Source organism: Pseudomonas fluorescens group sp. PF-69, from assembly GCF_054481235.1.
This window is the reverse complement of sequence record NZ_JBTMNC010000001.1, coordinates 4,541,350-4,561,664: the sequence shown is the minus strand read 5'-3', so window position 1 is coordinate 4,561,664 and position 20,315 is coordinate 4,541,350. Positions and strand designations below refer to the sequence as shown.

19 protein-coding genes and 1 pseudogene are annotated in these 20,315 nt (G+C 62.4%); 11 read left to right on the top strand and 9 right to left on the bottom strand.

Annotation, left to right across the window (positions count from 1 at the left end):
- Nucleotides 1-12: 12 nt before the first annotated feature.
- A pseudogene (locus ACX3YF_RS21505) lies at nt 13-336 on the bottom strand (pyridoxal-phosphate dependent enzyme); the annotation flags it as partial.
- Between the two features lie 30 nt (nt 337-366).
- Between ACX3YF_RS21505 and ACX3YF_RS21500 the strand changes: the two are divergent.
- Nucleotides 367-1,026 (top strand): methyltransferase family protein, encoded by a 660-nt coding sequence (locus ACX3YF_RS21500; protein ID WP_198132295.1) that lies wholly within the window; start codon nt 367-369, stop codon nt 1,024-1,026.
- On the opposite strand, the gene ACX3YF_RS21495 is transcribed toward ACX3YF_RS21500, so the two are convergent.
- The gene (locus tag ACX3YF_RS21495) at nt 1,020-1,181 is read right to left on the bottom strand and encodes a hypothetical protein (protein ID WP_189340321.1); all 162 of its coding nucleotides are present in this window, start codon (nt 1,179-1,181) and stop codon (nt 1,020-1,022) included. The two genes, ACX3YF_RS21500 and ACX3YF_RS21495, sit on opposite strands and share 7 nt — an antisense overlap.
- A 32-nt stretch (nt 1,182-1,213) precedes the next feature.
- Here ACX3YF_RS21495 and ACX3YF_RS21490 point away from each other — a divergent pair, with 32 nt between their 5' ends.
- Nucleotides 1,214-2,062 (top strand): response regulator transcription factor, encoded by an 849-nt coding sequence (locus tag ACX3YF_RS21490; protein ID WP_448647716.1) that lies wholly within the window; start codon nt 1,214-1,216, stop codon nt 2,060-2,062.
- Nucleotides 2,063-2,136: 74 nt separating this feature from the next.
- Here ACX3YF_RS21490 and ACX3YF_RS21485 read toward each other — a convergent pair whose 3' ends face one another.
- Nucleotides 2,137-2,634 carry an RES family NAD+ phosphorylase gene (locus ACX3YF_RS21485; protein WP_103404423.1) on the bottom strand — a complete coding sequence of 166 codons (498 nt, stop codon included), beginning with the start codon at nt 2,632-2,634 and terminating at the stop codon, nt 2,137-2,139.
- The gene (gene parS, locus ACX3YF_RS21480) at nt 2,634-3,203 is read right to left on the bottom strand and encodes a type II RES/Xre toxin-antitoxin system antitoxin (protein ID WP_458974223.1); all 570 of its coding nucleotides are present in this window, start codon (nt 3,201-3,203) and stop codon (nt 2,634-2,636) included. The genes ACX3YF_RS21485 and parS overlap by 1 nt, the downstream gene beginning before the upstream one ends.
- A 469-nt stretch (nt 3,204-3,672) precedes the next feature.
- Here parS and ACX3YF_RS21475 point away from each other — a divergent pair, with 469 nt between their 5' ends.
- From ACX3YF_RS21475 to yghU, 7 genes are all read left to right on the top strand, one after another.
- Nucleotides 3,673-4,788, top strand: coding sequence for an ABC transporter ATP-binding protein (locus ACX3YF_RS21475; protein WP_458974222.1), 1,116 nt, complete (start codon nt 3,673-3,675; stop codon nt 4,786-4,788).
- 39 nt (nt 4,789-4,827) lie between these two features.
- A complete protein-coding gene (locus ACX3YF_RS21470) occupies nt 4,828-5,970 on the top strand; it encodes an ABC transporter substrate-binding protein (RefSeq protein WP_047530069.1) in 1,143 nt (380 codons plus the stop codon).
- 30 nt (nt 5,971-6,000) lie between these two features.
- Nucleotides 6,001-6,918 (top strand): ABC transporter permease, encoded by a 918-nt coding sequence (locus tag ACX3YF_RS21465; protein ID WP_090462509.1) that lies wholly within the window; start codon nt 6,001-6,003, stop codon nt 6,916-6,918.
- A 1-nt stretch (nt 6,919) separates the two neighbouring features.
- The gene (locus tag ACX3YF_RS21460; protein WP_130207255.1) at nt 6,920-7,747 is read left to right on the top strand and encodes an ABC transporter permease; all 828 of its coding nucleotides are present in this window, start codon (nt 6,920-6,922) and stop codon (nt 7,745-7,747) included.
- The gene (locus ACX3YF_RS21455) at nt 7,740-9,212 is read left to right on the top strand and encodes an aldehyde dehydrogenase family protein (protein ID WP_458974221.1); all 1,473 of its coding nucleotides are present in this window, start codon (nt 7,740-7,742) and stop codon (nt 9,210-9,212) included. The genes ACX3YF_RS21460 and ACX3YF_RS21455 overlap by 8 nt, the downstream gene beginning before the upstream one ends.
- A gap of 225 nt (nt 9,213-9,437) precedes the next feature.
- Nucleotides 9,438-10,205 carry a metallophosphoesterase gene (locus tag ACX3YF_RS21450; protein WP_198132301.1) on the top strand — a complete coding sequence of 256 codons (768 nt, stop codon included), beginning with the start codon at nt 9,438-9,440 and terminating at the stop codon, nt 10,203-10,205.
- Nucleotides 10,206-10,429: 224 nt separating this feature from the next.
- Nucleotides 10,430-11,269 (top strand): glutathione-dependent disulfide-bond oxidoreductase, encoded by an 840-nt coding sequence (gene yghU / locus ACX3YF_RS21445; RefSeq protein WP_198132302.1) that lies wholly within the window; start codon nt 10,430-10,432, stop codon nt 11,267-11,269.
- A gap of 132 nt (nt 11,270-11,401) precedes the next feature.
- Here yghU and ACX3YF_RS21440 read toward each other — a convergent pair whose 3' ends face one another.
- The 5 genes from ACX3YF_RS21440 to ACX3YF_RS21420 all read right to left on the bottom strand — a co-directional run bounded on the left by ACX3YF_RS21440 (nt 11,402) and on the right by ACX3YF_RS21420 (nt 17,180).
- Nucleotides 11,402-12,250 carry an ureidoglycolate lyase gene (locus ACX3YF_RS21440; RefSeq protein WP_090462517.1) on the bottom strand — a complete coding sequence of 283 codons (849 nt, stop codon included), beginning with the start codon at nt 12,248-12,250 and terminating at the stop codon, nt 11,402-11,404.
- 37 nt (nt 12,251-12,287) lie between these two features.
- Nucleotides 12,288-13,028 carry an SDR family oxidoreductase gene (locus tag ACX3YF_RS21435; protein ID WP_130207245.1) on the bottom strand — a complete coding sequence of 247 codons (741 nt, stop codon included), beginning with the start codon at nt 13,026-13,028 and terminating at the stop codon, nt 12,288-12,290.
- On the bottom strand, nt 13,025-14,407 hold the full coding sequence (locus ACX3YF_RS21430; protein ID WP_198132304.1) for an MFS transporter: 1,383 nt from the start codon (nt 14,405-14,407) through the stop codon (nt 13,025-13,027). The genes ACX3YF_RS21435 and ACX3YF_RS21430 overlap by 4 nt, the downstream gene beginning before the upstream one ends.
- Nucleotides 14,408-14,496: 89 nt before the next feature.
- Nucleotides 14,497-16,077, bottom strand: a complete 1,581-nt coding sequence (locus tag ACX3YF_RS21425; protein ID WP_458974220.1) for an aldehyde dehydrogenase (NADP(+)) — start codon at nt 16,075-16,077, stop codon at nt 14,497-14,499.
- A gap of 152 nt (nt 16,078-16,229) precedes the next feature.
- Complete coding sequence (locus tag ACX3YF_RS21420; RefSeq protein ID WP_458974219.1) at nt 16,230-17,180, bottom strand: LysR family transcriptional regulator; 951 nt, start codon at nt 17,178-17,180, stop codon at nt 16,230-16,232.
- A 114-nt stretch (nt 17,181-17,294) separates the two neighbouring features.
- On the opposite strand from ACX3YF_RS21420, the gene ACX3YF_RS21415 reads away from it, so the two are divergent.
- Nucleotides 17,295-18,476, top strand: coding sequence for a fumarylacetoacetate hydrolase family protein (locus tag ACX3YF_RS21415; RefSeq protein WP_198132306.1), 1,182 nt, complete (start codon nt 17,295-17,297; stop codon nt 18,474-18,476).
- Nucleotides 18,477-18,523: 47 nt separating this feature from the next.
- Nucleotides 18,524-20,311, top strand: coding sequence for an IlvD/Edd family dehydratase (locus ACX3YF_RS21410; RefSeq protein WP_047530089.1), 1,788 nt, complete (start codon nt 18,524-18,526; stop codon nt 20,309-20,311).
- Nucleotides 20,312-20,315 lie beyond the last annotated feature (4 nt).

Sequence of the window (20,315 nt, the reverse complement as noted above, 5' to 3'; positions counted from 1 at the left end):
ACAGGCTTTGCTTCAAGCATGCCGCGCCCACCCGGCCACCAGGGCCGGGGTGATGCTGACACCGCCACAGACCACAATCACCCCGTCATGGGCCTGGGCAATCGCCGGATGATCCAGGTACACAAGCAAACCACCGCCGCCCACCGACGTGACCAATGCATCGACTTGCGGGCCGTCTTCGAGGATTTCATCGACCATCGCGCTGTGCCCTTGCCCCAGCACCGGGTGATCGAAAGCCGGGACATATTCGGTGTCCGCACCCTGCGCCAGCTCAATGGCCCGTTGGTTGGCTTCGTCCCAGACCTTGCCGTGGACAATCACCTCGGCGCCGGTTTCGCCAAGGGTGTGCCCACTGATGGAGGCATCATGAAAATTTCCGTAAAACTGGCTGTTGTCGCCTTCGTGTCCACCCTCGCCTACCTCTGGCTGGCGATTTGGGGGCTGGGCGGATTCGCCGCCTTTTTCTCCCATGGCGCGCTGGTCGTGGTGGCGCTTGCCACCCTGGCGATGGTCGTCGCTTCGCTGTTCACCGAGGTCAACCTCAGTTCCGGCGAACGTGAAGACCGGGCCAATCGCTGGGTGCTGCCGGCCTTTGGCATCATTGGGTTACTGAGCGGATTTCTACCGGCCTACACCGACCGGGTCGACTTCTGGACGTTCGGCGGCGAGGGTGTGCGTTGGCTCGGGGCAGTGCTGTACATCCTGGGCGGCGCCCTGCGAATCTGGCCAGTGTTCGTGCTGGGCAAGCGCTTCAGCGGGCTGGTGGCGATTCAACCGGGGCACAGCCTGGTCACCGACGGAATTTATCGCCGCCTGCGTAACCCCAGTTATCTGGGGATGCTGATCATCGCCACAGGCTGGGCGCTGGCGTTCCGCTCGGCAGTCGGCCTGTTGCTGGCCGCGCTGACGGTGATCCCGCTGATTGCGCGGATTCATTCCGAGGAGGCGCTGTTGCGGGCGCAGTTTGGCGCTGACTACGAGGCTTATTGCGCCCGGAGCTGGCGGTTGATTCCGACAATCTACTGAAACCAACCGCAGCCGGTGTCGGCGCCAATCACTTCTGCTACCAAAGCTGTAGCACTCGGTAACACCCGGCCCCGTTGCAGTGCATCTTTTTCAAGCATTTCGATCACACCGCCCTGCCCCGCACGGCCAAGGCAGGCATGGCGTACTTTGTGCATCTGATGGCGATCCTCCCTTGCTTGAAGTCACCATGCGCCCCAAGGAACTGAAACTCTGGACCACCGGTGTCGCCCACCTGCTCGACCTGCCCGCCGGGCATGCACGGCTGTCGGGCCTTAGCCACTGGTTGCGGCAAGTATGCCCGGTCGATCATTTCGTCCTGTTCGTCTACGAAGGCAATCACCGCCCCCTGGCGTTGTTCGACACCTTCTCGGCGGACAAGCGCGCGGTGTATGTCGATGACTATCAATGCGGACCGTATTTGCTCGATCCGTTCTACCTGGCCTGTACGCGCGGGCAGGCGCCCGGATTGTGGCGATTGCGCCAGTTTGCGCCGGACCACTTCTACCTCGGTGAGTACTACCTGACGTATTACCAGCAAACCGGTCTGGCAGAAGAAGTGGCGTTTTTCGTCGACCTCGGCACCGGTGCCACGGCCGTGCTGTCGCTGATGCGTTCCTCGGCCAGTTGCGCGTTCAGCCGTGACGAAATGCAGTTGATCGAGTGCGCGCAAGCGGTGGTCGAGCAGGTCATCAATGAAGCCTGGCGCTTGCGTCAGGCCCAGCAACCGCGCCCCGCGCAGGATCTGGACTTCAAGATCCGCGAAGCCTTCGATCAGTTCGGCGCGCACATTCTCACCGGGCGCGAGCAGGAGATTGTGCAGCTGCTGTTGCGCGGTCACTCCAGCGCCTCGGCCGCCGAACAACTGAACATCAGTCCGGGCACGGTGAAAATCCACCGCAAGAACCTCTACGCCAAGCTCGGCATCGGCAGCCAGTCGGAATTGCTCGGACTATTTATCCGCGACCTCACTGAAAATCAGCTGCAAGCTTCAGGCGACAGGCTGCAAGGGGATCGAGGTCGCGCCGTGGGTTGTTAGCTTGCGCAGTGCTTGTCAGCAGCACGTATCCGTTCATTCAATCGCTGGATGGGTACTTGAGGGGATGATGCGCTTCAGGCTTGAGGCTTGTTAAGCCGGCCATCCAGACCAAAAGGCTCTTGCAGCACCTGCTCGTACAAACCAATGGCCATTTGCGGGTTCATCAGCAAATTCCAGCTATGCGGCGACACGCTCGATGGCACCAAAACAAACGGATGCTGGCGCAGCAGATCGGCACCGAACTGTTGCTGGCTGCGGCTTGGGGTGCCAGGGACCAACCAATTGGGGTTCGCGATGGTTTCGGGCCGTACCACGTGAATCCTGGACGGGTCCAGCACACGGGCCTGCGTCAGGCGATGAGGTTTGCAATCCAACGCGTCGAAATCCTTGTGCACCGCCACCTCGAGAATGGCCGTAGAGGCATCCAGGCTGGCATAAACCGTGGCCATGCCTTTAGGGTTCCAGCGTCCACCCACCTTTTCTGCCCCCACGCCCAAATGCCATGTGGGGGCATACTCGGCAGGGTCGAGGCGCCAGAAGTGAATCTCACTGCTAAAGGGATCTTTAGCCATCAATAGACCCCATATTCGATGCGCGTCAGAAAATCAGTCACCAACTCATAGCCCACCGAGTTGGAAATCAAATCGATGGGTATTTCACCGTCCAGGCCACGGGCAGGTTTGACCATCCATTGCTCGGCCAGCTCGCGCGAGCCCAGCACCTCCGTGGCTTTTTCCAAGACTTCGGCATAGTTGAGCGCGCGCGTGCTTTGCTCCGAGGTCAAGATTTCATTGGGCGTTTTCAGCCGCCGCGCCAGCGTGCGATCAGAAGCGCCAACGATTTTCGACAGCACGCCGCGTTGCTTATACACCTCGCTGTTTTCGATCATGTTGAGCACTGACTGCAAGGGAAAACCGTTTCTTACGGCTCGGTAAATCTCCATACGATCATCCCCCACATTCCCGGAGAGCAAGATCGCGACCATGCGTGGCGGGTGATCTGTCGCAGCAGTGGTCACCGCAGGTTTCTTTCGACCCGTGATTTTTGCGGCCGCTTCAAGCTGGCCCGGTTGAACACTCGTGAAGCCGCCGGCATCTTTGACCACCTCATTGGCTGCATCATCTTTTTTCTTGGCGCTCATGGCAGCCTCCGTCACTCTGACATCTGGCATAAACTATAGTGCCAAATGGCAATACTATCCAATCCAATAACGTTCACCTGCAACACGCCCTACAGAAGCAGCGCCAGGCCTGATGCCGTGCTACCGGATTGAGCAAGCACCCTCTCATCTCTCAACAGACACAGCCGGATTGCTCCGCGAACCCCAGTCCTTTTTTTGGTTCTTCACAGCATCCCGGGATACAACGCCAATGCAATACCTGTAGGAGCGAGCCTGCTCGCGATGGACCCAAGGGCACCGCGCTTAGCCTGCAAGCACGCGCCATCGTTCACGACCATCGCGAGCAGGCTCGCTCCTACATGCCCTTTTATAGCCTCGCCCAGGCTCCGCATACCCTCTCCTACCCCCCAAGGGATATATACGCCGCAAAACCCTCATTGTTAGTTTGGCCCCCGACGCACTGATTCATCACTGCAAGGGAGCCCGCCTCGTGAACGACAACCCGCCAAGCGATATCGAATTCTGCAACGTGGTCAAACGCTATGGCCAGGTGCAGGCCGTCAATGGTTTGAATTTCGCCGTGCGGCGCGGTTCGTTCCATTCTTTCCTCGGCGGCTCGGGCTGTGGCAAAACCACCACCCTGCGCATGATCGCCGGGTTCGAACAGCCCACCAGCGGTGAAGTGCGCCTGGCAGGCAGGAACGTTGCCGGCGTTCCGGCTTTCGAGCGGCCGGTGAACATGGTGTTCCAGCATTACGCGCTGTTCCCGCACCTGACCGTGGCACAGAACATCGCCTATGGCCTGCGCTATCGCACCCCGCGCCCAGACAAAAAACAACAGCTGCGCATGGCCGATGAAGCCCTGGAAATGGTGCGCCTCAGCGGCTTCGGCCAGCGCAAACCGAGTGAGCTTTCCGGCGGCCAACAACAGCGCGTGGCCCTGGCCCGGGCACTGGTCAACAAGCCCACCGTGCTGCTGCTCGATGAACCGCTGGCGGCACTGGACCGCAAGTTGCGCAAGGAGATGCAGTCGGAATTGCTGCGCTTGCAACGTGAGGTCGGCATCACCTTCGTGCTGGTCACTCACGACCAGGAAGAAGCGCTGTCCATGAGCGACAGCATCAGCGTGATGCACAACGGCTCGATCATCCAGACCGCCACCCCGGAACAACTGTACGAAGCTCCGGCCAGCCGCTACGTGGCCGACTTTATCGGTGAGTCCAACCTGTTCAACGGCACCGTCCGCCATCTGAATGGCAGCTCGGTGGTCCTGCGCACCGAGCAGGGACTGGAACTGACCAGCCCGCTGACGCCCACCGGCAAGGCCCTGAGCGCGAACGCCGACGGCTGCATCGCCGTGCGCCCTGAACTGATCAGCATTGCCGGTGCCAGCGCCGACATGGCGCGGGAGGTGACCCTGCAAGGCTGCGTCGAGGACCGCATTTACCTGGGCAACACCACCGAATACCGCGTGCGCACCCAGGCCTTCGGCGTGGTCTGCGTGCGCGTGCCGCGCCAGCAGGACCACGGCGCCAATGCATTCGAACACGGCGCGGCTGTACGCGTCGGCTGGGATCACGCCAATGGCCTGGCCATGGCGTTGTAAGTCGTCGATTCGTTTCATCAACCGGATGGGGAGCGTGCTATGGACCAGAAAACCTTTATCAAAACCCTGCGCAGCTGGCAGAACGGCTCGATCAGTCGCCGCGACTTTCTTGGCCGCACCGGCCTCGGAATCGCCGCGGCGGTGGTCGCCACCCATATGCCCGGCCTGCTGACCTCAACGGCCGAGGCCGCCGAGCAGGGCAAACTGGGGGATCGCCTGTCGCTGGCGACCTGGCCGAACTACCACAGTCAGGAAAACCTCGACGCGTTCGCCAAGACCACAGGTGCGCGGGTATCGATGAGCGTGTTCGGCTCCAACGAAGAAATGCTCGCCAAGTTGCAGGCCGGCGGCAGTGGCTGGGACGTGCTGGTGCCGACCAACTACACCATCAGCACCTACGTCGGCCTGGGCTTGATCGAGCCCCTGGACCTGTCGCGCATTCCCAATTTCGATGCCTCGGCGTTCCAGCAGAAGTTCATGGCCCAGGGCACGGTCGACGGCAAGGTCTACGCGGTGCCGAAGAACTGGGGCACCACCGGCATGCTCTACGACACCGGCAAGCTGAAGAACGGCCCGACCAGCTGGAAAGAATTCTGGGCCGCCGCCCAGGGGCCTGCCAGTGGCCGCACCATGGTCCACGACTATCAACTCACCGCCATCGGCAACGCCCTGAAAAGCTTCGGCTACAGCTTCAACTCCCTGGACCCGAAAGAACTGGCCGATGCCGAAAAACTGCTGATCGAAGTCAAGCCACACCTGTTCGCCATCAACTCCGACATCCAGCCGTCGATGCGCAGTGGCGACGCCTGGCTGGCCATGTCGTGGACCGGTGACGCCTCGCAGCTGCATCGCGACAACGCGCAGATGCAGTTCGAGCTGGGCAAGGAAGGCGGCGAGCTGTGGAGCGACTTCTTCGCCATTCCGAAAAACTCGGAGCACAAGGACGCCGCCTACGCCTTCATCAACTACCTGCTCGACCCGCAGCACAACAAGCTCGAAGTGCTGAGCCACGGCTACCCGAGCGGTGACAAGCGGGTCGATGCCCTGCTGCCGACGGCCATGCTCAGTGATCCGATCATGTACCCGGCCGCCGAAGCCCTCAGCCCACTGGAGTTCGGTGCGGCAGCGACGCTCACCAGCCCGGCCCGCGCCGAACTGATGGCCCGTTTCAAATCCGCCTGATCACTTGCCATGGCCAACGAGGAGTCGCCCATGAATGCCGCCGCCCACCCGCAAACGGTGCAGCCGGGCAGTGCCCTGTCAGTCGAGGTGCGCCCACGGCGCAGTCTCGGCCGGCGGATCACCCTGCTGATGCTCTTGCCTTCGACCCTGTGGTTCCTGCTGCTGTTACTGATGCCGCTGGTGATCATCCTGGTCTTCAGTTTCGGCGAGCGCAGCGCCGTGGGCGGGTATGCCGGGGGCTTCACGCTGGCCAACTACCTGAACCTCGGTTCGCGGGCGGCGGCGTTCGGCAACACGCTGGTGTTGGCGCCACTGGGCACCCTGGTGTGCCTGGTGGCGGCCTACCCGCTGGCGTACTTCCTCGCCGTCAAGGTCAGCAAAAACCGCTCGCTGTTGCTGACGCTGGTGATCGTGCCGTTCTGGACCAGTTTCCTGATCCGCACCTACGCGTGGATTTTCATCCTCAGCGGCAAGGGCATTCCGGCGCTGCTGGCCAGCCTTGGCCTGGAAGATGTGCGGCTGATCAACACGCCCTGGGCCGTGCTGATCGGCATCGTCTATGGCTACCTGCCGCTGATGGTGTTCCCGATCTACGTCAGCCTGGAAAAACTCGACAAGCGCCTGCTCGAAGCCTCGGCGGACCTGGGTGCCAGTGCCTTCGAAAGCTTTCGCAGGATCACCCTGCCCCTCTCGGCACCGGGGATCATCACCGGGGTGATGCTGGTGTTTATCCTGTTGATGGGCGAGTTCCTGATCCCGGCCATTCTCGGTGGCGGCAAGGTGTTCTTTGTCGGCAACGCGCTGGTCGACCTGTTCCTGCAATCGCGCAACTGGCCCTTCGGCAGTGCGCTGGCGATGACCCTGGTGGCGATGATGTTGCTGATCATCGGCCTGTATTTGAAGCTCGTGGCGCGCTACGGCGGCCGCCCTGCCGACGGAGGCCTGTGACATGTGGCTGCGCAGCTATTCGACTTCGCTGTACCTGTTTCTCTACGCGCCGATCGCCCTGATCATCCTGTTCAGCTTCAACGCCGGGCGTAGTGGCCTGGCCTTCGAGTGCTGCTCGGTGCAATGGTTTGGCCGTGCCTTCGACAACCCGTTCATCATGGAAGCCCTCGGTCACAGCGCCTTCATTGCCTTCTGTTCGGCGGTGCTGGCGACGCTGTTCGGCACCCTCGCGGTGTTCGGTCTGCAGCGCGCCGGACGCAAGGTTCGCCTGCTGTTCGATGCCCTGACCTATTGCGCGATCATTGTCCCGGGCATCGTCATCGGCATCTCGACCCTGATTGCCTTCATCAGCCTGTTCGACCTGATCAACCCGCTGCTGGCGAGCTGGATGCCCAGCGTGCCACGGTTGAACATGGGGTTCTTCACCGTGATCGCCGCGCACTCGCTGTTCACCATGGCGCTGGTCATGGTGATCGTTCGCAGCCGTGTCGACTCGCTGGACAAGGCGCTGCTGGAAGCCTCCGCCGACCTGTACGCCCCGCCCATGCAAACCTTCTGGCGGGTGACCCTGCCGCAGATCAGCCCTGCGATCATGGCCGGGTTCCTGCTGGCGTTCACCTTCAGCTTCGACGACTTCATCATCGCCTTCTTCGTCGCCGGTTCCGAGACGACGTTGCCGATCTACATTTTCTCTTCCATCCGCCGCGGCGTGACGCCAGAGATCAACGCGATCTCGACGGTAATCATCTGCGTGTCGCTGGCACTGTTATTCACTTCCCGCTCTCTGCAAAACCGCCAGACTGGCGTTCAGGAGTCGCACCATGCGTGATCAGCTATACATCAACGGCGAGTGGGTCAGCCCGGACCTGGGCGGCTACCTGGAGGTCGTCGACCCGGCCACCGAACACGTATTCCACCGGGTGGCGGCCGGCACCGAAGAGGACGTCGACCACGCCGTGCGCGCGGCCAGACGCGCCTTCGACAATGGCTGGAGCCAAACCAGCGGTGCCGAGCGCGCGCAGTGGCTGGAGGCCCTGGCCGATGAACTGGAAAACGGCCAGTCCGCGTTGGCGGAACTGGAGGTGCGCGACAACGGCAAACCGTTGCCCGAAGCGCAGTGGGACATCGGCGATGCGATTGGCTGTTTTCGCTATTACGCCGGCCTGGCCCGTGAACTCGACGAACAGCAGGACCAGCCACTGGCCCTGCCGGACGCCCGTTTCCGCTGCCGTATCCGCCACGAACCGATTGGCGTGGCCGGGCAGATCATCCCGTGGAACTACCCGCTGCTGATGGCCGCCTGGAAAGTCGCTCCGGCCCTGGCGGCGGGCGCCACGGTGGTGTTGAAGCCGTCCGAGCTGACGCCATTGACGGCGCTGGAGCTGGCCGCCGCCGCTGACCGCATCGGCCTGCCGGCGGGTGTGCTCAACGTGGTCACCGGGCTCGGCGCCGAGGCTGGCAGTCCGCTGACCGAGCACCCTGGCGTGGACAAACTGGCCTTCACCGGCAGCGTGCCCACCGGCGCGAAAATCATGTCGGCGGCGGCCCGTGACATCAAGAACATCAGCCTCGAGCTGGGCGGCAAGTCGGCGTTCATCGTGTTCGACGACGCGGATGTCGAAGCCGCCGTGGAGTGGATTCTGTTCGGGATCTTCTGGAACCAGGGCCAGGTGTGCAGCGCCACCTCGCGCCTGCTGGTGCAGGACGGTATCGCCCCGCGTTTGATTGAACGACTGGTGGAAGAAACCCGCAAGATCACCATCGGCCCGGGCCTGGAGCCCGGCGTGCTGCTGGGGCCACTGGTCAGCCAGGGCCAGTACGACAAGGTGCTCGGTTTTATCGATCAGGGCCTGGCCAGCGGTGCGCGCCTGCTCACCGGAGGCCGGCGGCCGGCGCATTTGCCAGAGGGTTACTTCATCGAGCCGGCGATCTTCGACGAACCGGGACACAGCAGTATTCTCTGGCGCGAAGAAGTCTTCGGCCCGGTGCTGTGCATCAAGCGCTTCAACACCGAAGAGCAAGCCGTGCAAATGGCCAACGCCAGCCGCTTCGGCCTCGCCGCCGCGGTGATGAGCGCCGACCTGCAACGCAGCGCACGGGTCGCCAACCAGTTGCGCGCCGGGATTGTCTGGGTCAACTGCTCGCAACCGACCTTCGTCGAAGCGCCGTGGGGCGGCATGAAACACAGCGGGATCGGCCGTGAGCTGGGGGAATGGGGCCTGCACAATTATCTGGAGGTCAAGCAGGTCACCGAGTACGTCAGCGAGCAACCCTGGGGTTGGTATTTGAAGTAAACAGACCACCGCTTCGCGAGCAGGCTTGCTTCCACAATGTGAGCTTCAGCGACCTCAAAAACCGAGGTCGCTCACGGTCCCTGTGGGCGCTGGCTTGCCCGCGATGACGTCGGCACCACCCACAAAGCTGTCGGCCGCCAAGGCGCCATCGCGAACAGTCTCGCTCCCACATTCGTGGTGAAGGGCTAAGATGAGCTGTCCTTCAATACACGACGGAGTTGATCAATGCGCATTGCTTTGCTGTCCGATGTCCACTTGTCCGTCAACGCGATCCCTTTTCCCGTCGTGGATGCCGATATTGTCGTGCTCGCCGGAGACATCGCCCGGCCGGCCGCCGCCATCGAGTGGGCCAAAGCCTGTCCTGCTCCGATCGTGTACGTAGCCGGCAATCATGAGTTTTATGGCAGCGACCTGACCTCCACCTGCGAGCAGTTGAAACGGTTGTCCCAAGGCACAGCGATTCACGTATTGGAGCGCTCGGAGTATGTCCACGACGGCGTACGGTTTTTGGGCTGCACCTTGTGGTCTGACTATCGTTTGTTCGATGACGCACAGGACCGGGCCCAGGGCGTAGACCTGGCGACGGCGCTCATCCGCGACTTCAGCCACATCAAGATCTCCCCCGATTTCCCCGACCTGTTCACACCGGCCATCTCGCAGCTGATGTTCCTGCAGACCGTCGCCTGGCTGGATGAATGCTTCAGCCGCGACAGCGCCCTTCCCACGGTGGTGGTTTCCCATTTCGCGCCGACACGCTCGAGCATCAGCCCGGCCTTCGCGAATTCACCGATCAATTCGAGTTTTGTTTCAGACCTCGAACAGCGGATCAAGGACTGGCAGCCGGCGCTTTGGTTGCATGGCCACACCCACGGGAGCTTTGATTATCGGGTAGGCAACACCCGCGTCATTTGCAATGCCCGGGGCTACGCAAAAAATGGCATCAATGAAAACCCGGATTTTGATGATGCCTGTGTGATTGAGCTGGATGCCTGACGCGTCAATCAAGCCTCCCCCAGTGTGTCTGATCAAGACAATCATGCGCGCTGAGGGTCGTCCCTATTCGACATTCAGCTGCTTTTCCGCCATGGCCGCCGCACGCGCGTGGTACAACAGCCGTGTCTATCAGGACGCGCGCAGTATCGGCTTGACCGCCCCACCCGGGTGGTATTGAGTCCACGAACCACGTGATCACAGCACACACTATGGGGGTCCATCTCGTGAGCAATAAGCCCTACGTCCCACCCAAGGTCTGGAAAAACGACGCCCCGTCCGGCGGCCAGTTCGCCAGCATCAACCGCCCGATCGCGGGCCCGACCCATGACAAGGCGTTGCCGATCGGCAAGCATCCCCTGCAGCTTTATTCACTGGCCACGCCCAATGGCGTGAAGGTGACCATCCTGCTTGAGGAACTGCTGGCGCTGGGCAAAACCGGCGCCGAGTACGACGCCTGGCTGATCCGCATCGGCGAGGGAGATCAGTTCTCCAGCGGCTTCGTCGAGATCAATCCGAACTCGAAGATCCCGGCGCTGCTGGACCGCAGCGTCGAGCCGCCGATCCGTGTCTTCGAGTCCGGTTCGATCCTGCTTTACCTGGCGGAAAAATTCGGCGCCTTCCTGCCCACCGATCCCGCCGGGCGCACCGAAACCCTGAACTGGCTGTTCTGGCAGATGGGTGCGGCACCCTACCTGGGCGGCGGGTTCGGGCACTTTTACGCCTATGCGCCGGAGAAGTTCGAGTACCCGATCAACCGTTTCGCCATGGAAGCCAAGCGTCAGCTGGACGTCCTCGACCGCCGTCTCGCCCAAAGCCCGTACCTGGCCGGTGACCGCTATACCATCGCCGATATCGCGGTCTGGCCCTGGTACGGCCAGTTGGTGCGGGACAAGGTGTACTCGGCTGCCGAGTTTTTGTCTGCGCATGAGTACACCCATGTGCAACGCTGGGCCGAGGAGATTGCCAACCGGCCGGCGGTCATCCGGGGTCAGCGTGTCAACCGGACGTGGGGGGACGAGGCGAGCCAGGTGCCTGAACGGCATCAGGCCGAAGATCTGAATTAACGGCGCCCGCCAGCCACCGCCTCAACCAGCAGCGTCCCAGTCGGCGGCAAGGTCGACTGGGACGCTTGCCAACGACATGACCATTACGCCACGAAAGCTGCGGCCGTGCAGGAACCAGGGCCAGCGTCCCGATCAATCCGCCTGCACGGTGACCTGGTGCTGCTCACCCAGGCCGGTAATTCCCAGGCGAATGGTCTGGCCGGGGCGCAGGAAAACAGGGGCAGGCTTGATCCCCAGGCCCACGCCAGGCGGCGTGCCGGTGGAAATCACATCGCCGGGTTGCAGGCTCATGCAACGACTGAGGTAGGCGATCAGCTGTGGCACAGTGAAGATCAATGTCCGCGTATTGCCTTGCTGGTAGCGGTGGCCGTCGACCTCCAGCCACAGGTCCAGCACATGGGGATCGGCGACTTCATCGCGGGTCACCAGCCACGGGCCGAGCGGGCCGAAGGTGTCGAAGCCTTTGCCCTTGTCCCAGGTGCCGCCGCGCTCCAGTTGCCACTCTCGTTCCGACACGTCGTTGATGACGCAATAACCGGCGACGTGCTCCATGGCGTTCGCCTCGTCGATGTAGCGCCCGCCTTTGCCGATGACCACCCCGAGTTCGACTTCCCAATCGGTCTTGAGCGAGCCGCGCGGGATCTCGATGTTGTCATTGGGGCCGCCGATGGCACTGGTCCATTTGCTGAAGATGATCGGCTCTTTCGGCACTTCCATGTTCGACTCGGCCGCATGGTCGGCGTAGTTCAAACCGATGCAGATAAATTTACCGACCTGCCCGACACAGGCACCGATCCGTGGCTGCCCTTCAACGAGGGGCAAGCTCAGCGGGTCGATGGCCGCAAGCGCCGCCAGGCTGTCCGGGTACAGGACCTGTCCGGCGATATCCGGCACATGACCCGAGAGATCGCGGAGCCGATTGTCGGCATCCAGCAGGCCGGGTTTCTCCGAACCTTTTTCGCCATAACGCAACAGTTTCATGGGGTTCTCCTGCTTGATCGAAAAATACAGACCGGTTTCAGATGCTCATGCCGCCATCGATGACATGCACACCGCCGGTGGTGTAGCTGGACGCGTCGCTGCCCAGGTACAAGGCCAATCGGGCAATTTCCTCGGGGCTACCGATACGCCCCATCGGCTGGCGGTCGAGGAATTGCTGGTAGACCCGGGTTTCGTCGACGCCCTGTTGTGCCGCCTGGGCCGAGATACGCTGGCGCAACGACGGAGACTCCACGGTGCCGGGGCAGATCGCGTTGCAGCGAATGCCCTGGCCGATGAAGTCCGCCGCGACGGCCTTGGTCAGCCCCACCACCGCCGCCTTGCTGGCAGCATAGGCGAACCGGTTGGGTACGCCCTTGATGCTGGACACCACCGACGACATGTTGATGATCGAGCCGCCGCCACGCGCCAGCATGCCCGGCAGAAACGCGCGGATCATCCGGTACATGGCGGTGACATTGATGTCCATCGAACGCGCCCAGGCCGCTTCGTCGCACTCTAGGATGTTGCCGCTGTGCACGTAGCCAGCGCAGTTGAACAGCACATCCAGGCCACCGATACGTTCACAGGCCTGGCTGATGGCGCTCGCCGACGTCACGTCCAGCGTGAGGGCGGTGATGCCTTCGACACCTTCCAGCGCGCGGATATCGATATCACTGGCAAACACCTCGGCACCGGCCCGGGCAAAGGCGATGGCGCTGGCCATGCCGATGCCCTGCCCGGCCGCCGTGACCAGCACCCGCTTGTGTTGCATGTTCATGCTGTTTCCAGTTTGGCAGTTGCGATGGCGACTTTCGGGGACCGGCCGAGCATCGAGGCGGGAATGGCCAGGATCAGCCCACCGCTGACGAACAGGCACAGCGCCAATACGTAAGTGCCATTGTTGATATTACCGGTGAGGTTTTCCGCCACGGCGGTGATCATCGAACCGGTGAAGCCGGACAGGTTGCCGAAGGCGTTGATCATGCCGATACCGGCCGCTGCGGCGACGCCGGACAAGACTGTTCCTGGCAGGGTCCAGTAAATCGGCATCAGGCTGAGAATCCCCGAGGCGGATACGCTAAGAAACAGCACGGACAGCACCAGGTTGTCGGCGAAATAGGCGCTGAGCATCAGCCCCAGGCCACCGATGAACGCCGGAATCGCCGCATGCATGCGTCGCTCTCCGGTACGGTTGGAGTGCCGCGCATTGAGCAGCATCGCGACCACGGCCACCGCGTAAGGAATGGCGGTCAGCAAACCGATGTGCAGGCTGTTGGTGATACCGGTGCTCTTGATGATCGAAGGCATCCAGAACGCCAGGCCGTAAAAGCCGGTGTTGAAGGTCAGCAGGATCAGGACCAGCAACCACACCCGCGGATTGAAGAACACTTCGCTCAGGCGTGAAGCCTTGCCCTGGTTATCGGTTTGCAGGTTGGCCTTGAGCAAGGCCTTTTCCGCTGCGGACAGCCATTTGGCGGAGTCGATATTGTTCGCCAGGCAGACGATCACGACGAACGCCATGATGATCGAAGGAATGCCCTCGATGATCAGCATCCACTGCCAGCCGGACATGCCGTGCACGCCTTGCATGCTGTTCATCAACCAACCGGACAGTATTCCGCCCAGGGTCAGGCTGATCGGCATGGCCATCAGGAACCCGGACATCACGCGGCTCTGGCGGTGAGTCGGAAACCAGTAGTTGAGGTACAGAATCACCCCTGGGAAGAAGCCCGCTTCACAAATGCCCAACAGGAAGCGCAGCACGTAGAACATCGTGCTCGATTCGATGTGGAACACGCCCGCCAGCGGCACGGTGAATGCCACGGCCATGGAGATCACGGCCCAGGTCAACATGATCCGGGCGATCCAGAAGCGTGCGCCGAAGCGATGCAGCAACAGGTTGCTCGGTACTTCAAACAGGAAATAGCCCCAGAAGAACATACTGGCGCCCAAGGCGTAGACGGTGTTGCTGAATTGCAGCTCGTTGAGCATGTCGAGCTTGGCGAAGCCGATGTTGACCCGGTCCAGATACGCGGCCATGTAGCACAGGAGCAGGACGGGAAGGATGCGCCAGATGACTTTGCGGTAGGTCCGGTCTTCAAAGTCTTGTTCGCTGGCTTGCGCCTGCGCGGGCAAATGCTCGGATATGGTTTGCATGGAGGTAACCCCTGGGCATGTGGACATGCCTGATTGTTTTTATCGAATGGGTTACGCCGAGTGAGCGGTTCACTCGGCGGTGATGCCGGCTACAGCGCCTGGGTGGTTTTCTCCCCGTTGACCAGGCGCGTCAGCCCCAGTGGATTGCGGTTTTTGAGCGCCTCGGGGAGCAAGGCGTCGGGGAAGTTCTGGTAGCACACCGGGCGCAGGAAGCGGTCGATGGCCAGGGTGCCCACCGAGGTGCCACGGGCATCGGAAGTCGCCGGCCAGGGGCCGCCGTGAACCATGGCATCGCAGACTTCCACGCCGGTGGGATACCCGTTGACCAGCACGCGACCGACCTTCTGTTCGAGTAGGGCCACCAGGTCGGCAGATTGCTCCAGCTCCGCCGGTTCACCGATCAGGGTGGCGGTCAGTTGCCCGCGCAACCCTTGCAGGGCCGCCATTAACTCAGTCCGGTCAGCCACCTCGACCACCACGGTGGCCGGGCCGAAGATTTCTTCCTGGAGCAATTCGTTGCCCGTCAGCAACAGGTTGACGTCCGCCTGGAACAATTGCGCCCGGGCTTGATTGCCTGCCTGCGCCTGCCCGGCCAGATGGGTGATCTGCGGATGTGCGAGCAAGGTTTCGCAACCGTGCACATAACTGCGCAGGCCGCCGGCGTTGAGCATGGTTTGCGCCGGCTGATCGGCCATCAGGGCACTGAGTGTCTGTACGAAGCGGGTGAATGCCGCAGAGCGTATGCCGATGACCAGGCCGGGATTGGTACAGAACTGCCCGGCGCCCATCACCACCGACGCGGCCAGCTCGCTGGCGATACGCTCGCCACGTACTTGCAGGGCCTCGGGCAGGACCAGCACCGGGTTGATGCTGCTCATCTCGGCGAACACCGGGATCGGTTGCGCACGTGCAGCCGCCATGTCACACAGCGCCCGGCCGCCCTTGAGCGAGCCGGTGAAGCCGACCGCCTGAATCTGTGGATGCTTGACCAGCGCTTCACCGACGCCAGCACCGAAAATCATGTTGAACACACCCGCCGGCATCCCGGTTTTCTCGGCGGCACGAATGATCGCTTCGGCGACCCGTTGCGCCGTCGCCATATGCCCGCTGTGGGCCTTGAACACGACCGGGCAGCCGGCAGCCAGCGCGGCGGCGGTGTCACCACCGGCGGTGGAGAAGGCCAAGGGAAAATTACTGGCGCCGAACACCGCCACCGGGCCGATGCCCAGGCGGCATTGACGCAGATCGACTCGCGGCAAGGGTTGGCGTGCCGGAAGCGGCAGATCGATGCGGGCGCCGTAGAAGTCACCGCGCCGCAACGCCTGGGCAAACAGACGCATCTGACCGCTGGTACGGGCTCGTTCGCCCTGGATACGGGCGGCTGGCAACGCGGTTTCCTGGCTGACCAGGGCGACGAAATCATCGCCCAGCGCATCCAGTTCAGCGGCGATCGCTTCGAGGAATTGCGCCCGGCGCTCGGCGGACAGATTGCGGTAAATCGGGCTGGCCTGGGCAGCAGCCGAGGCAGCGGCGTCCACTTCCTCGACCGTAGCCTGAATGAAAGCCGTGGGCAGTGGTTGCCCGGTGGTCGCATCAATGCTGTGCAGCACCACCGACCCGGCGGCGCTACGGCCACCGGCGATGAAATTGTGTCCGGACAGTTCGGGCATGACAGTCTCCTGACCCTGATTGGAAGCTGGTCGATACTCTACTGTCGCGAACCGATTCTTTCCCAATGGCATTTTTGGATTAACCGATAACGAAACGTTATCGAAAATCGCGTTTTTTTGGCAACGGCAATCCCCGTGGGAGCCCGCCCGTTTCAATGGGCCGTATCGCTGGCCAGACGGGCGTTTTCCTTGAGGATCTCGGCGAACTCCAGGGCCGCACCGAGCAGATGCTCGCCCTTGCGCGTGAGGATGCCGTAGTCCTGTGGCACCAGGTGCAACGGCGTATCCAGGGTTTTCAACTGTCCGCTGTCGAGCAGCGGATTGACCATGGCGTTGGGCAGCATCCCGATCATCGCCCCGCGTTGCAGGACCTGGAGAAAGGTCTGCATGGAAATGGTATCGACGGTGTTTTTCGGCATCCCTACCCCGGCTTCGGCGAAGGCCAGCTCCATGCGTGCGCGAATCGGCGTGCCGACCGGGTAGAGAATCCAGGGCAAATCCACCAATTGCTGCAACGAGGTCGGGCCAGCGTCGGCCAATGGATGGCGGCTGTTGACCACGATGCAGAACGGCTCGGGTGCCAGCGGCTGGAAATCATAGCGCTGCTGCTGGCTTTGATCGGTGAAGCGGGCAACCGCCAGATCGAGCTTTTTCTCTTCGAGCATTTCCATCAGGTGATTACTGGTTTGCTCCACCACTTCAATCGACAGCAAGGGCCAGCGTTGCTTGATCTGCAGGATCGCCTCCGGCAGCGCCACCGCCGTGGCGGCAAAAATCCCGCCGACCTTGAGGTGACCATGACCGCCCTCGCGCAGACTGCCGATCTGCTCGACGAACGAGCGGGCATCGTTCAGTGCGATCTGCGCGTAACGCAGCACATGCTCGCCCAGCGCCGTGGGCGGCATGCTCCGGGGCTGGCGTTCGAACAGGGCAAAGCCGAGCAGGCTTTCGATTTCCTTGAGCATCTTGCTGATGGCCGGCTGGCTGAGGTTCATCTGCTGCGCCGCCAGGTGCATGTTGCGCGTGCGCCCCAGCGTGTCGATCAGCAACAGATGGCGGAATTTGAGCCAGCCGCAGACGCTGGAGAAGGACAGTTCTGACATGGGCATTCCCCGAAGAAGCAATAACCGGAAGTTATCGAATACTGAATATATCTCATTGGAGTTTATCGACTGGCCGCCCTAGCGTGAAGGCTTTACGAACCAGGAAGATTCCTCATGTCGCTACTGCTTACGCCTGAAAACACCCTGCCGGTCGACGGTGTGGCCGGTACTCTGATCGGCCGCGCCTGGGTTCCCGGCCAGATCGCCGGGCCATCGCCGATTGTCCTGCGCGCGGACGGTGTGTTCGATCTGTCGGACCGTTTCGCGACCTTGAGTGACTTGCTGGAATCGGACTCGCCGCTGTCGGCCGTACGCCAGACACCCGGCACCTTCATCGCCAGTGTCGAGGCCCTGCTGGCCAACACGGGCCCCGATGCTGATCCGACCAGGCCTTACCTGCTGCCGCCCCTGGATTTACAGGTGATCAAGGCGGCCGGTGTCACCTTCGCCGCCAGCATGATCGAGCGGGTGATCGAGGAGCAGGCCGGCGGTGACGCCGCAAAGGCCGAAGCCGTTCGCGCCACCGTGCATGGGGTCATCGGTGACAACCTGCGTTCGATCGTGCCCGGCTCCGAGCAGGCCATGCGTTTGAAAGCCTTGCTGATCGAACAGGGCATGTGGTCGCAATACCTTGAAGTCGGTATCGGTCCGGACGCGGAGATTTTCACCAAGGCACCGGTACTCGCCGCCGTCGGCAGCGGCAGCCGCATCGGCATTCACCCCGGTTCGCAGTGGAACAACCCGGAACCGGAAGTGGTGCTGGCGGTGAACAGCCGTGGCCAGATCCATGGCGCAACCCTGGGCAACGATGTGAACCTGCGGGATTTCGAAGGCCGTAGCGCCCTGTTGCTGAGCAAGGCCAAGGACAACAACGCTTCCTGCTCCATCGGGCCGTTGATTCGCCTGTTCGATGAACACTTCAGCCTCGACGACGTGCGTGCCTGCGTGGTCGACCTCCAGGTACAGGGCGAGGACGGTTACCGGATGCAGGGCTCGAGCTCCATGAATCAGATCAGCCGCGACCCGCAGGACCTGGCCAGCCAGACCCTCAACGCCAATCACCAATACCCTGACGGCTTCCTGCTGTTTCTCGGTACTCTGTTCGCCCCGACCGAGGATCGCGATCATGCCGGAAGCGGCTTCACCCACAAACTCGGCGACCGGGTCAGCATCAGCAGCCCGTTGCTCGGCAGTCTGCACAACCGCGTCACCCACAGCTGTGACGCCGAGCCCTGGACCTTTGGTGTGAGCGCCCTGCTGCGTAACCTGGCTGCCCGAGGACTGCTCGCTCGCTGAAGCGACCACAGATTGTCGATTCATCCAATGACAAGAGAGACCCGATCATGAGTGACATTCCAAAACGCCGCCTGCGCAGCGAGCAATGGTTCAACGACCCTGCCCACGCGGACATGACTGCCCTGTACGTCGAACGCTACATGAACTACGGCATGACCCGTGAAGAGTTGCAGTCGGGCCGCCCGATCATCGGTATCGCCCAGACCGGCAGCGACCTGACGCCGTGCAACCGCCATCACCTGGAACTGGCCCAGCGGGTCAAGGCCGGCATTCGTGACGCCGGGGGCATTCCCATGGAGTTTCCGGTGCACCCGATCGCCGAGCAATCCCGTCGACCGACCGCCGCGCTGGACCGTAACCTGGCCTATCTGGGGCTGGTGGAAATCCTCCACGGCTACCCGCTGGACGGCGTGGTGCTCACCACCGGTTGCGACAAAACCACCCCCGCCTGCCTGATGGCCGCCGCGACCACCGACCTGCCCTCCATCGTCCTGTCCGGCGGGCCGATGCTCGACGGTCACCACAAGGGTGAACTGATCGGCTCCGGCACCGTGCTCTGGCACGCACGCAATCTGATGGCGGCCGGGGAAATCGATTACGAAGGCTTCATGGAAATGACCACCGCAGCATCGCCTTCGGTGGGCCACTGCAACACCATGGGCACCGCCCTGTCGATGAATGCACTGGCCGAAGCCCTGGGCATGTCGCTGCCCGGCTGCGCAAGCATTCCGGCGCCCTATCGGGAACGCGGACAAATGGCCTATGCCACCGGCAAGCGCATCTGCGAACTGGTGATGCAGGACGTCCGCCCGTCACAGATCATGACCCGCGAGGCCTTCGAGAACGCCATTGCCGTGGCCTCGGCACTGGGTGCCTCAAGCAACTGCCCTCCGCACCTGATCGCCATCGCCCGGCACATGGGCGTCGAATTGAGCCTGGATGACTGGCAGCGCATTGGCGAAGACGTGCCGCTGCTGGTCAACTGCATGCCGGCCGGCAAGTACCTGGGCGAAGGTTTCCACCGCGCGGGCGGTGTGCCGGCGGTCATGCATGAACTGCAAAAAGCCGGGCGACTGCACGAAGACTGCGCCACGGTCAGCGGCAAGACCATCGGCGAAATCGTCAGCGGCACTCTGACCAGCAACGCCGACGTGATCTATCCCTTCGAGACCCCGCTCAAGCACCGCGCCGGTTTCATCGTGCTCAGCGGCAACTTCTTCGACAGCGCGATCATGAAGATGTCGGTGGTCGGCGAGGCGTTCCGCAAGACCTACCTGTCCGAACCCGGCGCGGAAAACAGCTTCGAAGCGCGGGCCATCGTGTTCGAAGGGCCGGAGGACTATCACGCGCGGATCGACGACCCGTCGCTGGATATCGACGAACGCTGCATCCTGGTGATTCGTGGCGCTGGCACCGTGGGCTATCCCGGCAGTGCCGAAGTGGTGAACATGGCCCCGCCGGCGGCACTGATCAAGCAAGGCATCGACTCCCTGCCCTGCCTGGGCGACGGTCGCCAGAGCGGCACTTCCGCCAGCCCGTCGATCCTCAACATGTCGCCGGAAGCGGCGGTCGGTGGCGGCCTGGCGTTGCTGAAAACCAACGACCGCCTGCGCGTCGACCTCAACGCCAGATCGGTCAACCTGCTGGTCGATGAAGCCGAAATGGCCCGGCGCCGCGCCGAGTGGACGCCGAACATCCCCGCCTCGCAAACCCCCTGGCAGGAGCTTTACCGCCAACTGGTCGGGCAACTGTCCACCGGCGGCTGCCTGGAACCGGCGACCCTGCACCTGCGAGTCATTGCCCGCAGTGGCGGCGAGCCTCGGCATTCGCACTGACGGG

Excerpts from the sequence above, each read along its gene's own strand:
- ACX3YF_RS21450 (WP_198132301.1), top strand. The coding sequence starts at position 9,438 with ATGCGCATTGCTTTGCTGTCCGATGTCCACTTGTCCGTCAACGCGATC.
- ACX3YF_RS21465 (WP_090462509.1), top strand. The coding sequence starts at position 6,001 with ATGAATGCCGCCGCCCACCCGCAAACGGTGCAGCCGGGCAGTGCCCTG.
- ACX3YF_RS21485 (WP_103404423.1), bottom strand. The coding sequence starts at position 2,634 with ATGGCTAAAGATCCCTTTAGCAGTGAGATTCACTTCTGGCGCCTCGAC.
- parS (WP_458974223.1), bottom strand. The coding sequence starts at position 3,203 with ATGAGCGCCAAGAAAAAAGATGATGCAGCCAATGAGGTGGTCAAAGAT.
- ACX3YF_RS21435 (WP_130207245.1), bottom strand. The coding sequence starts at position 13,028 with ATGAACATGCAACACAAGCGGGTGCTGGTCACGGCGGCCGGGCAGGGC.
- ACX3YF_RS21500 (WP_198132295.1), top strand. The coding sequence starts at position 367 with ATGAAAATTTCCGTAAAACTGGCTGTTGTCGCCTTCGTGTCCACCCTC.
- ACX3YF_RS21425 (WP_458974220.1), bottom strand. The coding sequence starts at position 16,077 with ATGCCCGAACTGTCCGGACACAATTTCATCGCCGGTGGCCGTAGCGCC.
- ACX3YF_RS21415 (WP_198132306.1), top strand. The coding sequence starts at position 17,295 with ATGTCGCTACTGCTTACGCCTGAAAACACCCTGCCGGTCGACGGTGTG.
- ACX3YF_RS21420 (WP_458974219.1), bottom strand. The coding sequence starts at position 17,180 with ATGTCAGAACTGTCCTTCTCCAGCGTCTGCGGCTGGCTCAAATTCCGC.
- ACX3YF_RS21495 (WP_189340321.1), bottom strand. The coding sequence starts at position 1,181 with ATGCACAAAGTACGCCATGCCTGCCTTGGCCGTGCGGGGCAGGGCGGT.
- ACX3YF_RS21490 (WP_448647716.1), top strand. The coding sequence starts at position 1,214 with ATGCGCCCCAAGGAACTGAAACTCTGGACCACCGGTGTCGCCCACCTG.
- ACX3YF_RS21410 (WP_047530089.1), top strand. The coding sequence starts at position 18,524 with ATGAGTGACATTCCAAAACGCCGCCTGCGCAGCGAGCAATGGTTCAAC.
- ACX3YF_RS21430 (WP_198132304.1), bottom strand. The coding sequence starts at position 14,407 with ATGCAAACCATATCCGAGCATTTGCCCGCGCAGGCGCAAGCCAGCGAA.
- ACX3YF_RS21460 (WP_130207255.1), top strand. The coding sequence starts at position 6,920 with ATGTGGCTGCGCAGCTATTCGACTTCGCTGTACCTGTTTCTCTACGCG.
- ACX3YF_RS21440 (WP_090462517.1), bottom strand. The coding sequence starts at position 12,250 with ATGAAACTGTTGCGTTATGGCGAAAAAGGTTCGGAGAAACCCGGCCTG.
- ACX3YF_RS21470 (WP_047530069.1), top strand. The coding sequence starts at position 4,828 with ATGGACCAGAAAACCTTTATCAAAACCCTGCGCAGCTGGCAGAACGGC.
- ACX3YF_RS21455 (WP_458974221.1), top strand. The coding sequence starts at position 7,740 with ATGCGTGATCAGCTATACATCAACGGCGAGTGGGTCAGCCCGGACCTG.